This is a genomic window from Streptomyces sp. NEAU-YJ-81 (assembly GCF_017592595.1).
Classification (GTDB): Bacteria; Actinomycetota; Actinomycetes; order Streptomycetales; family Streptomycetaceae; genus Streptomyces; species Streptomyces hygroscopicus_B.
Window position 1 is genome coordinate 170,033 of the sequence record NZ_JAGFNO010000011.1, and the last position, 13,110, is coordinate 183,142.

The window sequence follows — 13,110 nt, forward strand, 5'->3', positions numbered from 1 at the left end:
GGCGGGTCAGCGCGCGGACTCCGCCATCCTCGCGAACTCGCTGCCCAGCTGGGACATGGCGTGGTCGTACTCCTCGGCGGAGACGGCCTCCCGGAGGGTGGCGAGGACCGCCCGGACACCTCGGTCGGCCTCCGGCTCGGACAGCCCGGTGCGCTCATGCACCCTGCGGATCGACTCGTCGGGGTCGAAGATCTCCATGTCCCCCTCCCCGCGCTGAAGGGACTCCCGGAGGTGTTCGGGCAGCTCCAGGGCGAGATCACGGGCCTCGCCCGCGCTGAGGCGGGCCGCCACGGTCTCGAGCGTGGCGCGGGTGACATCGGCCGCTTCCTGCCGTGAGAGCTGGGTGCGGTCCGCCACTGTCCGGAAGAACTCCCTGTCGTCCATGCGGGCCTCCCTATGACGCGCCCAGGACACGGCCTCATCCACCACCATGCCATGCGTGACCGCGGCCCGCGAGGCACTACCCGTTTGTCATCAGGCGCGGAGACGGGCGCGGAGGGACGATGGCTGTGTGGGGCTACGGCCATCCTGTTCCCCCAGGAGGTGGACGACCATGACTTACTCCTCCGACAATCCGCACGACGCCGAGCGGCCGAGAGGGGAACCCTCCGGCCGGCTGGGAGAGCGGCCCGGCGAGGGCACCCCGTACACCACGTTGCAGAACATGCTGTCCGACACCGCATGGCAGGTCCTGGTGGCCGCGGGTGTGGTGGCGATCGCGCTGGGCATCATGGTGCTGGTGTGGCCGGGGGCCACGCTGGTGGTGGTCGGCGCCCTGTTCGGCGCCTATCTGCTGATCAGCGGGATCTTCCAGCTTGTCGGGGCCTTCGGTGCGCATATACCGAGGCATCTGCGGGTGCTGAGCTTCGTCACCGGGGCGCTGAGCGTGCTGCTCGGGCTGCTCTGCTTCCGGGGTCCGGCCCAGTCGATCCTGCTGCTCGCGCTGTGGATCGGCTTCGCGTGGCTGCTCCGGGGCGTGATGCAGACCGCCACGGCGGTCTCCGGTGAGGGCATGCCCGCCCGGGGCTGGCAGCTGTTCCTCGGTGTGCTCACCATCCTGGGTGGGATCATCCTGATCGTGGCCCCCTTCGGCTCGATCACGGCGCTCACCGTGGTGGCCGGCATCTGGCTGCTCGCCCTGGGCATCATCGAGATCATGCACGGCATCCAGTTGCGCACCCATCTCGGCGGCGGTGCCCCCCGCGCGGAGCACCGGGGTCTGCACTTCCCCCGCTTCCGCTCACAGCCGCATCCTCAGGCGTAGCCGGGCCGTCGCGATGGCCGCTCACGGCCGCCGCGACGGTGCGGGACGGTCAGGGCTCCGGCTCGGGACGGGGTGGCGGGGCGGGTCAGCGGGTCTGCACCCACCACGCCATCAGGCCGATGGCCGCGGTGCCGCAGGCGTACGACGCGCCGCGGACGAAGTTGGCGGCCGCGAGTCGGCCGTATCGACGCCATCTGCTGGTGGAACGGCTGGGTACCGGTGGGCGAACCTCCATGGTGTGCATATGGAGCCCCTTTCGTAAACGTACGGACAGTGACTGTCCGACACGGGGGAACGACGCGCTGGAGAAAGCATACAAAAGTGTGAACTTGCTCCATGCATCGGACTCGCCGAAAAAATTCCTTTCGACACGATTTCAGGACGGGGCCGATCAGCGGGATTTGGCCGCCGCGGGGACGGTGCGGGTGGCGGTGTTCCAGCCTGAGATCCGGACCGAGGGGGCCGAACCGCCCAGATCCGCCGTGCGATAGGTGGCGGTGAGCGTCACCGACTCCCCCGGCCACAGGCTCACCTCGTTGTCCGACCAGCGCACGGGCAGGACGGGCGTGTCCGAGCCGTTCACCAGATGGGCGTCCACGAGCAGCGCCGGTGTGCCGCGGCTCGCGGTGTTGCGCAGGGTGACGGTCGTGGTGGCGGTGGAGTCCGGCCCGCCGGTCGTGGTGGCGGTGGCGGACACGGGTGCCTCGGCCATGTCGTCGAGCCCGGTCAGATCCGCGTACGAGGTGGTGGGGGTGTAGTACCAGTCGGTGTTGTCCCAGTCGAGCACGTCCTGCTCCGTGGAGAGCCAGTACACATTGCGGCCGATCTCCTTGCCCGCGCCATCGGTGAGCTGGAGCTTGGCCAGATAGGTGCCGGACACTCCGCTCACGTTCGCCGGGACGGTGAGCGCGGTGGCCTTGCCACCGTCGCCCGGCACCCGAAGACCGGTGGCGCTCTTGTCGAACTTCCGGGTGCCGTCGGGGGTGTAGAGGCTGACCCGGGCGGTGAGACCGGTGGCGGCGGTGTGCCGGTTGTTGACCACGACCACCGAGCGGGAGTCGTACGAATACTGGATGTGCAGCGGCTCATTGGCCTTCTTGGCGCCGTAGTAGGCCCCGCCCTGGTCCAGATAGCGGTCGAAGAGCTGCCAGTGGAGCGAGGTCCAGCCGCTGTTCAGCATCCAGTGGACGACACCGGTGGCGGGCCGGGAGGCGTCGGAGAAGTTGCGCGCGTACGCCTCGAACTGGGCGCGCACCGCCTCGTAGCGTGCGAGCCGCGCCTTGCGCACATAGTCCGTCAGCCCGGTCGGCGGTCCGTAGCGGCCGATCAGCGCGTTGTCGAAGAGCTTGAGGTCACCGAAGGTGTCCGACGGGGACCGGTGGTACTGCTTGGCCGACGGATCCCGCCACAGGGTCTCCAGTTCGCTGGGGGACATCATGCGCCGGAGCGTGTCCAGGGTGGGGATGTCGGGTCCGGCGCTGGTCTCGGAGTTGAAGCCGGTGGCACCGCCCTCGCGCTTGGCGTACCAGTAGTCCGGCGGGACCCAGTCGTAGGGGCCCGTCATCTTCATGCCGGACTTGCCGAGCTTCGGGGAGGACTTGGCGGAGGCGGCGGGGATCACCGGGTTCGGCCAGTCCGCCGCCTCGAGGGCGTCGAGGTAGTTCTTCTCGATGGTGGCGTCGGGGGCGAAGTCGCTGCCGATGAGGAAGGAGATGACGCTGGGGTGGTCGCGCAGCCGCGCGGCCTCGGCGGCCATCGAGTCCTTGGCGACCGGGTAGTCGGCGGCGCTCCACTTCTCCCCCGTCTCATCGCCGTTGACCTGGCCCTCCCACTTGTCGCAGCACTCCCAGCCGGGGAGGGTCAGAATGCCGTAGCGGTCAGTGAGGTCGAAGAACTCGTCCGGCTCGATATGGCCTTCGAGGCGGACGGTGTTCAGGCCCAGGTCGAGGGTGTACTTCAGCCGGTCCTCCACCGAGCGGGCGTCCCAGCGCAGAAACACATCGGGCGACCAGCCACCCGCCTTGATCAGCAGCGGGCGTCCGTTGATGCGGTACTGGCGGGCACCGTCGGCGTTCAGCGGCGCCTTGACGTCGCGGATGCCGAAGCTGTGGTGAGCGGTGTCGGAGGGAGTGCCCGAGACCGTGGCGGTCAGGCCGAGGTCGTACAGCGGCTGATCGCCCATCCCGGCGGGCCACCAGACCTTGGGCCGGTCCAGTCGCAGCTCCGGAACGTCGTCGGGGGTGAAGGTGACGGCCTTGGTCTCGTGCGGGGCGAGCGAAACCGTGCGGCTGATGGCCGCGGGGCCGGCCGTACCGGAGACCGTGGCGGTGACCGGGGAGCCGGAGTCGTTGCGGACCTGGGCCTTGACGGTGAGTTCGGCGGAGGCGAGCGAGTCGGTGTCCAGCCGGGTCGTCACATGCGCGTCGCGCAGGGCCACCGGGCCGCCGCGGCGGATCAGCACATCGCGGACGATGCCCATGTTCTCGTCCGGTGGGGGCTGCAGCCAGTCGATCCAGCCCATCGTGAGGTTCTTGCGCGGATCGTTGGGCTGGACACGGAACGCCACGGTGTTGGTGCCCGCCTTGACCAGGTCGGTGACGTCCAGCTCATGGTGGGTGTACGCGCCGGCGATCCGCTCCTTGGTGGCGGCCTGGACGCCGTTGACATACACATCGGCGGCGGACACCACACCGCTGACGTCCAGATAGGTGCGGCGGGAGGGGTCGGCCACGGTGAAGTCGCTTCGGTACCACCAGGGGACGGCGAAGTCGGCGGCCGGGATCTTCTCGAGGTTGGTCGAGTAGAACGGATCCGGGTAGGTGCCGGCGTTGAGCAGCCCGGCGAGCACCGTCGACCGGGGCCCCACGGGGTGCCAGCCGGACGTGGGGTAGCCGGGCGTGGAGATGGCCGCGGGGGTGTCCGACACCTTGGCCGAGGACTGCGTGGCGAAGCCCGCGAGCGGAGTCGCGGTGCCCGGAGCCCCGCCCACCCGGGTCACCGGGGCCGGGGCGCCCGCCGCCGTCCCGGGGCGCGGGGGCGCGGCGCCCGTGGTCAGGGAGACGGTGAGAAGGAGGCCGCCGACGGCGAGCGAGGCGGTCAGGGCGCGGCGGACGCGGGCTCGCGCCCGCCGCCGGGATGGTGCCGGACGGAGGACCACGGATGTCTCCCTGAAGGCAGGCAGAGCATTGGTTAAGTAGGTTTCCTAACAATCTAGGGACGGTAGAGAGCTGAGGGAGGCATGTCAACCAGCCCCGCCGAGAAATGCCCTTCCGGCGGATAGCGCGGTGGGGCGCGGTGCCACAGTCATGCGCGGTCACGCACGGCGCGGTCAGCCCGGCCAGGCGCGGGCCAAGCACGGCACGGCCAGACCGGCCAGGCGCAGCACGACCGGCGCAGCACGACCGGCGCAGCACGACCGGCGCAGCACGACCGGCGCAGCACGACCGGCGCAGCACGACCGGCGCAGCACGACCGGCGCAGCACGACCGGCGCGGAGCGCTGACGCTCCGCGCCTGGCCCCCGCGCCTCGTTCAGGCGTGCCAGCGCAGCACCGCGCCCAGGCCCCCGGCCGGTCCCTGGAGTCCCTCGGGCACCACCAGCACCTCGGTGTCGGCCACGGCCGCGGACCGCATCAGCGCGTCGTCCGCGCGGGCGGCCTCGGGTGTTCTGACGCCCATGGCACGCGCCTGGGAGCGCTGCACGGCCAGCTGATCGGCGTCGGGGCCGATCCACACCTCATGGCGCATATCGCCCCCCGCGGTCCCCAGCAGCAGCGTGGCCGCCTGATGGCTGCGCATGGCCTCCACGACCGCGGGCACCCCCTCCGCGGCCCCGCTGCTCGACGGTCCGTTGCCGTCGTGCCCGCCCGGGCCCGGCCCTCCGGGGCGGCCCCGACCGGCGCGGAAGAGATCGAGGACCGACTCCAGATGGGCGCGGGCGTACTCCGCCCGGGCATGGTCGATCTCCACGTTCAGCAGCTCGGAGCAGCCGGAGGCCCTGCTGCCGTGGCGCATTTCCTCCGTCGTGGCCCGTAGCGGCTCGGGCAGCCGGTCGCGTACGGCCCGGCGCTCGCGCGGATCACCGGCCAGGATCAGCAACTCGGCGTCGCCGTCCGACCACTGCCGCACCAGCTCGTCGGCCACGCGATCGGCGGTCAGCTCCCAGGTGTTCCCGACCCGGTTGCGGTAGTGCCACTCGTGGCGGTCGGCGGGCACCGAGCGGTGGCCCCGGCCATGCGCTCGCCTCCCCGCGGCGCGGCCCGCCGGGCGGCTCCCGGTGTCGTCCCGCAGCTCCAGATCGGCGCCCGCCTGGTCGACGATGGCCACCAGACAGGCCGGCCACTCGCCACGGAACGCGGCCAGTGGCGCCACCCGCGGCAGCATCGACCAGGACGTCACCACATCGATCGGGGACGTGGCGAGCGGCAGGTCGAGCACCACCTCGCCATCCGCCGCGAACAGCGCCCGCCCCGCGGACGCCCTGGCCACCTGCTCACCGGCCAGCCGCTCGATCACCGCGTCACAGGTGGCGCGGTCGGCACCCTGCTCGGCGAGCTGATCCGCCACGAACCGCTCCCGCAGCGTGCGCCGTCTGGGCGCGTCCTCCGTGCTGCGGGAGGTGTCCATGTACACACCGGCCCATGGACCGGCACGGTCGAACAACGGCTTCAGGAATCCAACGTCCATGACCTCCCCCAAACCCGGGGACACACAGGGCAGGAACCGGCCGACCCGAATTCCGCGGATCGCCGTTTCGCTCCTGACACCAGGATCCCTCCACCTCACCGGGTTCGCCAGAGACGACTAGAATCGCTGGCATGGCTCGCTCCAATGAGGAGGTCGAAGCCCTCCTGCGCGAGTACGCCGATCTCCTCCTGATCACGGGCGGGGACGCGTACCGGGCGCGTGCGTACGAGAAGGCCGCCCGGGCGATCGGTGGCCATGCGGCCGACATCTCGCAGTTCGACGCGAAGGCGCTGCGGGACATCCCCAATGTGGGCCGGTCGATCGCCGACAAGGTGGTCGAGTATCTGCGCACCGGGACCATGCCCGCCGTCGAGGAGGCGCGCGCCGCGATCCCGGCCGGGGTGCGGGAGCTGACCGCCATCCCGGCGCTCGGGCCGAAGAAGGCCATGATCCTCTACGAGGAGCTGCAGATCTCCTCGGTCGACCAGCTGGCCCAGGCGATCGAGGAGCACCGGCTGCGCGACCTCAAGGGCTTCGGGCCGAAATCGGAGGAGAACATCCTCCACGGCATCGCGCTGATGCGCGCCGCGGGCGACCGCATCCCGCTCGACGAGGCCATGGACGTGGCCGATGACATCGTCTCCGCCCTGTCCAAGGTGCGCGGCTGCCGGCGGTGTGCGTACGCCGGGTCGCTGCGCCGGATGAAGGAGACCGTGGGCGATGTGGACATCCTGGTCGCGGCGGAGGAATCCGGCCCGTTCATGGAGGCGTTCACCGGGCTTCCGCTCACCTCCGAGGTGATCGCACACGGCCAGAAGAAGACATCGATCCGCACCACGAAGGGGCTGCAGGTGGATCTGCGGGTCCTGCCCCTGGACTCATGGGGCGCGGGGCTGCTCTACTTCACCGGCTCGAAGGCGCACAACATCCGCGTCCGCGCGATCGCGGTGCGCCATGGCCTCAAACTCTCCGAGTACGGCCTCTTCGAGACCAAGAGCGGCAAGACCATCGCCTCACGCAGCGAGGAGGACGTCTACGCTCGGCTCGGCATGGACTGGATCCCGCCGACGCTGCGCGAGGACCGGGGCGAGGTCAAGGCCGCCCTCGAAGGCCAACTCCCCAAGCTGGTCACGGAGTCCGACCTACGGGGCGATCTGCACACCCACACCAACCTCACCGATGGGCTGGAACCGCTGGAGGACATGATCACCAAGGCGGAGCGGCGCGGATACGCGTACTACGCCATCACCGATCACGCGCCCAAGCTGTATATGCAGCAGATGACCGAGGAGAAGATGCTGGCCCAGCGGGAGCGGGTGCGCGAGCTCGACCGGGGGCGCGGACGCGGGCACACCCGGCTGCTGCACGGTGTGGAGCTGAACATCGACACCGAGGGAGACGTGGACTGGCCGCCTGAGTTCCTCGAGGGCTTCGACGTGTGCGTGGCCTCGGTGCACACCCAGTTCGGCCTGGACCGCAAGGCCATGACCCGGCGGCTGGTGAGGGCCTGCGAGAATCCGTACGTCCATGTCATCGGCCATCCGACGACCCGGCTGATCGGCAAACGGCCCGGTATCGACGCCGACTTGGACGAGGTGTTCGCCGCCTGCGCCCGCACCGGCACCGCGCTGGAGATCAACGCACATCCGGACCGGCTCGATCTGTCGGACGACAACATCCTGCGGGCGAAGTCGTACGGAGTGGTGTTCGCCCTGGACAGCGACGCCCACTCGACCCGGGATCTGGACAACATGCGATACGGGGTGGGCGTGGCGCAGCGGGGCTGGCTCACCCCGGACGACATCATCAACACCTGGCCGCTGACCCGATTGCGGCGTTTTCTGCGCAAGGACAAGGGGCAGCAGCCTTCCACATGACCACTTCCGAACCCGCGCCCTCCTACCCCGCCCGTCGGGCCCCCGGCGCCGAAACCCTCGCCGAGCTGGACGAAGCGCTCATCGACTGCCGTGCCTGCCCACGGCTGGTCGAGTGGCGCGAGGAGACCGCGCGCACCAAGCGCCGCGCCTACGCCGACTGGGACTACTGGGGGCGGCCGGTGCCCGGCTTCGGGCCACCGGACGCCTCGGTGGCGATCGTGGGCCTCGCACCGGCCGCCCACGGTGGAAATCGCACCGGCCGGATGTTCACCGGCGACCGCGCCGGCGACTTCCTGTACTCGGCGCTGTACGACCTGGGGCTGGCCAACCGGCGCACCGCCACCCATCGCGGCGACGGGCTGGAGCTGCGCGGGGTCAGGATCACCTCACCGGTGCACTGCGCCCCGCCCGCCAACCGCCCCACCCCCGGGGAGCGGGACACCTGCCGCCCGTGGCTGGCCCGGGAGCTGCGGCTGCTGCGGCCGACCGTACGGTCCGCCGTGGTGCTCGGCGCGTTCGGCTGGCAGGCCGTGCTGCCCGCGCTGGAGGCGGCCGGATGGGCCGTGCCCCGGCCGCGGCCCGTGTTCGGGCACGGCGCGCGAAGCACACTGCGGGCGGCCGACGGCGGGGCGCCGCTCACGCTCTTCGGCTGCTACCACGTGAGCCAGCAGAACACCTTCACCGGACGGCTCACCCCGGCCATGCTGCGCGAAGTGCTCGGCGCAGCGGCGGAGGCGGCCGGGCTTCCGGTCTCCGGCCCGGAACCGTCCTGACCACCGCGGGATTCCGTCGGGCGGGATTCCATCAGGGGCCATCAGCGGGCGGAGGGAAGGGGAGGCCCCGGGCACTGGGGCAGGAGGGCGCCCGGGGCCTCCGATCATGGGGTGGGCCGGATCAGTTGAGCCCCTGGCCCGCATCGCTGCCGGTGTCACCGGCCCCGGCGGCGGCACCGGCACCCGCATTGCCCGCGTCACCCGCGTCACCCGCTCCGGCGTTGCCCGCACCGGCGGCGTCACCGGCGCCACCGGCTGCATCACCGGCACCACCAGCCGCGTCGCCAGCACCACCGGCCGCGTCACCGGCACCGCCAGCCGCATCACCGGCGCCACCGGCCGCATCACCAGCGCCGCCCGCCGCGTCGCCGCCACCGGCGCCGCCGTCGCCTGCGCCGATGACCGCGCCGGTGGCTTCCAGCGCGCCGGTCACCGGCTGGAAGAACGTCTCGCCGCCCTGGGTGCAGTCACCGCTGCCGCCGGACGTCAGCCCGACCGCCGCGTCCTCGGCGAACATCGCACCGCCGCTGTCGCCGGGCTCGGCGCACACATCGGTCTGGATGAGGCCGTTGACGATGTCGCCGTTGCCGTAGTTCACCGTGGCGTTGAGGCCGGTGACCGTGCCGTCGGTGACCCCGGTCGTGGAGCCGGAGCGCTGCACCTTCAGGCCCACGCTCGCCTCGACGGCACGCCCGATCTCCTGGGTGCTGCCGTCCTGGAGGTCGACCGTGCTGGACGCCTGGGTGGTGGCGTCGTCGTACATCACCAGCGCGAAGTCGCTCGCGGGGAACTGGGAGTCCTGCACGGTGCCCACCTGCTGGGCGCCGGCCTCGTCCGAGGTCCAGGTCTGGGATGCGTTGCCACAGTGGCCGGCGGTCAGGAAGCCCGGCGCGCCGTCGACGCTGACGTTGAAGCCCAGCGAACAGCGGGCGCCACCGCCGAAGATGGCATCGCCGCCGTCGAGCCCTCCGGCCGCGGCGTCACCGCCGCCACCGGCGTCACCAGCACCACCCGCGCCCTGCTCCCCGCCGGCGGCGTCTCCGGCACCGGCATCACCGGCACCGCCCGCGCCCGCGTCGCCCGCACCGCCCGCGCCCGCATCATCAGCACCGCCTGCCGCACCCGCGTCACCCGCGGCATCCCCGGCACCCGCGTCACCCGCGTCACCCGCGTCACCCGCGGCATCCCCTGCTCCCGCGCCGCCGTTGTCGCCGGGCTGGGCCGCCTCCTCGCCGTCGAACTTCTTGAACTCGCCCTGGCTGCGCTTGACGCTGACCGTGCCCTCCATCTGGTCCGTGGCCTTGGTCAGCGTGGCCCACTTGGCGCCGGTCACCGTCCGGTCAGCGGTCACCTGGACCTTGTTGGTGACCGGGTCGATGGACCAGGCGGTGCCGGGCACCGACGCGTCGCTGCTCAGCGTCTTGGTGGCGGCCTTCAGGTCTTCCATGCTGTTGGTCACGATCTTCGCCACGGCGCCCTTGGCCCGGACGCCCTCGGCGGAGTCCTCGTCCACCACATTCATGACCAGCTGGCGGTTGGCGTTGTCGTAGTACCAGCCCGCGCCGTTGTCACCGAGGTCCGCGGCGAGGCTCCTCGCGAGCTTCACCGCGACCGGGGACGAGAAGGTCTTGGCGCCCGACGTCTCGTCCGGGTTCGCATTCGCGTTGGGCAGCAGAATGGCCGCTGCTCCGAGCGCGGCGACGGCGGCTCCGGAAATGGCGAGGGTCCGCTTGTTCACACGTCGGTGGCTCAACTCACTGACCTCCAGTCGGGGATGCGCGGCAGGCGCGTACGGAGCGCTTGTCGCGTTCCGCCACGCCCCCGCGCGGGGCCACCACGTCGTACGCGGACGCGTTCGCCCCGTTCTCACCCGTACTCAAGGTCTGATGAATAGCTGCGCCGAACGATCCGGATGGGTAGGCTCCGCCGGTTCGGCCGGTCGTTCCCGCCTACGGAGTGTCCGGCGGACCACGCGGCGGAGCCGCGTATCGATGCTGCCGACGGAGCCGCATATCGATGCCGCGGGAAGGGGCGGGGAGGGGAACAGCCCACCGCAGGCGTCACGATCCGCCGGACACCTCCTATTAGCGGCCCTCGGCCGCCTCCGCCTGGGCGCTCAGCTCCCACACCTCGCCGAGCGTCATCCGCTCCGACTCGGCGGGGGAACCGCCGGTGTCCTCGAAGTGGTCGACATAGGCGCCGATGAACTCCTGCCACCGCTGGTTGGCCGGATCCTTGTCCAGCGCCGCCATGGCGGCCGCGAAGTCCTCGCAGTCCACGAGGTGGAAGAGATGGCGGCCACTGCGCCAGATCCGCCAGTTGGTGATCCCGGCCCGTCGCAGTGCCTCCAGCAGGTCCTCCGGGACCGTGGCGTGCGCCTGCTCATAACCGGACTCCTGGCCCTCCTTGAGAACCGAGTGCAACGCCACCCGCATGGACGCTCCTCCTTCTTCCGCTGCCGCTTCCGTTGACGGGCGGCCACGGTGGCCGCCCGTCAACGTCCCATAATGCAGCGCTCAGCCCTTCTGTTCGACGCGCACCCAGTCCACCTCCGCCTGCACTCCGCCCCCCGCGATCCGGTCGACGCTGGACTGCGGCAGGCCCCAGTAGGGGGTGGTGACCTTGTTCCACCCCGCCGGATACGCCCCGCCCAGGGCGAGGTTGAGGATGACGTACTGGTTGTGGCCGAAGACCCATTGGCCACGGGTGGATTCGAGCTTGTTGCGGGTCGTCTCCTGGACCACCCGGTCGTCGACGAAGAAGCGCATCACGGTGGGTGTCCACTCCACCGCGTAGGTGTGCCACTGGTCGGCGCGGCCGCCGCCCTCGTAGATCTGGCGGGCGCCGATATTGCCGTCCGCCGAATAGCCGGGGCCGTGCAGGGCGGTGCTGGTCCAGTCCGCGTAGCCGATGTTCTCCATGATGTCGGTCTCGCCGGAGGACGGCCAGGACACCGACGGATCATCCACATCGCTGCCCAGCAGCCAGAACGCGGGCCAGAACCCATCGCCGACCGGCAGCTTCATCCGGGCGCTGACCCGCCCGTAGGTGAAGTCCATTTTGGTGTGAGTGTCGATGCGTCCGGAGGTGAAGTCGTAGGTGCCGCCGCCCGCCTGAGTGCAGCCCTTGCAGTACTTCGCCCTGAGGACGAGATTGCCGTTCTCGGTGCGGATGGTGTCGGAGGAGTCGACATACGCCTGCGACTCGCCGTTGACCGACCCCATCTCCTGGCCGGTCCGCACCACACGCCACTTGGAGCGGTCGAGGGTGGCACCGGTGAAGTCATCGAGGAACGTCGTCCGGTACGCACCGGACTGTTCACCGGGGAGGGCGGGGTAGGCGGCGGAGGCGCTCCCGCCGGTGCCCCAGACCTGGAACTCGTAGAGGGAGTAGCCGAACTGGGCCGTGGCCGGGGCCGGGTTGTAGAAGGAGCGGCGCTCCTTGCCGAGCATCCGCACATAGCGGCCGGTGGCGGGCTGCGACAACTTCACGGTGTCACGGCGGCCCACCGCGTCGGCGGGCGACTTGACGTCCGCGCGACGGGTGGCCACCTCGGCGGCGGAGGGCTGGTACACCGTGCGCCAGGTGCGGTTGTCGTCGGACACTTGCACCTGGTAGTCGACGGCGTAGGCCGCCTCCCAGTAGAGGTCGACGGTGTCGATCGTGGAGGTGGCGCCGAGGTCCACCGAGACCCAGCGGTCGGCGTTCCAGTCGCTGGACCAGCGGGTCTGGTCGTCCTTGAGGTTGGCGGGCCAGCCGCCGTCGGTGAGGAAGGCGGGTGAATTGCCCGCGTGCTGGTAGTAGTTGGAGTAGGCGGGGTGGTTCAGGGCGAGGTTGGTGCGGGTCGTGGAGGCCGGGACGGGCTCTCCGCCGTAGACCTTGAACGAGAACAGCGAATAGCCGTAGGGCGTGCCACGCTCGATGCCACGCATCCGTACGTAGCGGCCGGTGACGTCCTGCGGATAGGTGTGGGCGGTGAGGGATCCTCCGGTGCCGGCGTTCTCGGTGTAGAAGGGGGTCCAGTCGGTCCCGTTCTTCGACACCTCCAGGACGTACTTCTTGCCGTAGGCGGCCTCCCAGTCCAGGACGACCCGGTCGATCCGGATGGTGGCGCCGAGGTCGACACGTATCCACGCGTCGTCGCTGAACGGGCTGGCCCAGCGGGTCGACCCGTTGCCGTCGAAGGCCAGGCCCGGCGCGGTGCCGTCGTTCTCGCTGCCGGAGGCGGTGACGGCGTTGTGATTGGCGGCGTACGCGGCCGCCGCGCGGTCGGTGTCCCACGTCGCCTCGGCGGCGGCCTTGCTGGAGTGGGACGCGGGCGTGGCGAGGGCCGGGCCCGTGGACAGCAGCGCGACCGTGGCCAGGGTGGCGAGGGCGCTCAGCAGGGTGCGGTGGCGGTGGGTACGGGATGGCATGCGGCTCTCCTCGAGGAGGTCGTGGGGGTACACGTGTGGTGCCGAAGTGCGGTGGTGCTGAAGTGCCTTCGTGCCGTGTGCCGTGTGCCGATGTGC

Annotated in this window: 10 protein-coding genes; 3 read left to right on the forward strand and 7 right to left on the reverse strand. The window is 70.9% G+C overall.

Going from position 1 to position 13,110, the window contains the following annotated elements; all coding sequences use genetic code 11:
• Positions 1 to 6 precede the first annotated feature (6 nt).
• Complete coding sequence (locus tag J5X86_RS24260; protein ID WP_208518855.1) at positions 7 to 384, reverse strand: DUF2267 domain-containing protein; 378 nt, start codon at positions 382 to 384, stop codon at positions 7 to 9.
• Between the two features lie 169 nt (positions 385 to 553).
• On the opposite strand from J5X86_RS24260, the gene J5X86_RS24265 reads away from it, so the two are divergent.
• Positions 554 to 1,264 carry an HdeD family acid-resistance protein gene (locus J5X86_RS24265; protein ID WP_208518856.1) on the forward strand — a complete coding sequence of 237 codons (711 nt, stop codon included), beginning with the start codon at positions 554 to 556 and terminating at the stop codon, positions 1,262 to 1,264.
• A gap of 85 nt (positions 1,265 to 1,349) precedes the next feature.
• On the opposite strand, the gene J5X86_RS24270 is transcribed toward J5X86_RS24265, so the two are convergent.
• The 3 genes from J5X86_RS24270 to J5X86_RS24280 form a co-directional block, all read right to left on the reverse strand.
• Positions 1,350 to 1,508: a hypothetical protein gene (locus tag J5X86_RS24270; protein WP_014057037.1), complete on the reverse strand. Its 159-nt coding sequence runs from the start codon at positions 1,506 to 1,508 to the stop codon at positions 1,350 to 1,352.
• A 147-nt stretch (positions 1,509 to 1,655) separates the two neighbouring features.
• Positions 1,656 to 4,421, reverse strand: a complete 2,766-nt coding sequence (locus J5X86_RS24275; protein WP_208518857.1) for an exo-beta-D-glucosaminidase — start codon at positions 4,419 to 4,421, stop codon at positions 1,656 to 1,658.
• A gap of 373 nt (positions 4,422 to 4,794) precedes the next feature.
• Complete coding sequence (locus J5X86_RS24280; RefSeq protein ID WP_208518858.1) at positions 4,795 to 5,949, reverse strand: hypothetical protein; 1,155 nt, start codon at positions 5,947 to 5,949, stop codon at positions 4,795 to 4,797.
• Between the two features lie 131 nt (positions 5,950 to 6,080).
• Here J5X86_RS24280 and polX point away from each other — a divergent pair, with 131 nt between their 5' ends.
• Both polX and J5X86_RS24290 read left to right on the forward strand, forming a co-directional pair.
• Positions 6,081 to 7,826, forward strand: a complete 1,746-nt coding sequence (gene polX, locus J5X86_RS24285) for a DNA polymerase/3'-5' exonuclease PolX (protein WP_208518859.1) — start codon at positions 6,081 to 6,083, stop codon at positions 7,824 to 7,826.
• The gene (locus J5X86_RS24290; RefSeq protein WP_208518860.1) at positions 7,823 to 8,599 is read left to right on the forward strand and encodes a uracil-DNA glycosylase; all 777 of its coding nucleotides are present in this window, start codon (positions 7,823 to 7,825) and stop codon (positions 8,597 to 8,599) included. The genes polX and J5X86_RS24290 overlap by 4 nt, the downstream gene beginning before the upstream one ends.
• Positions 8,600 to 8,720: 121 nt before the next feature.
• Here the strand turns inward: J5X86_RS24290 and J5X86_RS24295 are convergent, their stop codons facing one another.
• The 3 genes from J5X86_RS24295 to J5X86_RS24305 all read right to left on the reverse strand — a co-directional run bounded on the left by J5X86_RS24295 (position 8,721) and on the right by J5X86_RS24305 (position 13,014).
• Positions 8,721 to 10,337, reverse strand: coding sequence for a S1 family peptidase (locus J5X86_RS24295; RefSeq protein ID WP_308124707.1), 1,617 nt, complete (start codon positions 10,335 to 10,337; stop codon positions 8,721 to 8,723).
• A gap of 346 nt (positions 10,338 to 10,683) precedes the next feature.
• Positions 10,684 to 11,034 (reverse strand): L-rhamnose mutarotase, encoded by a 351-nt coding sequence (locus J5X86_RS24300; protein WP_208518862.1) that lies wholly within the window; start codon positions 11,032 to 11,034, stop codon positions 10,684 to 10,686.
• A gap of 81 nt (positions 11,035 to 11,115) precedes the next feature.
• Positions 11,116 to 13,014 carry a discoidin domain-containing protein gene (locus J5X86_RS24305; RefSeq protein WP_208518863.1) on the reverse strand — a complete coding sequence of 633 codons (1,899 nt, stop codon included), beginning with the start codon at positions 13,012 to 13,014 and terminating at the stop codon, positions 11,116 to 11,118.
• Positions 13,015 to 13,110 lie beyond the last annotated feature (96 nt).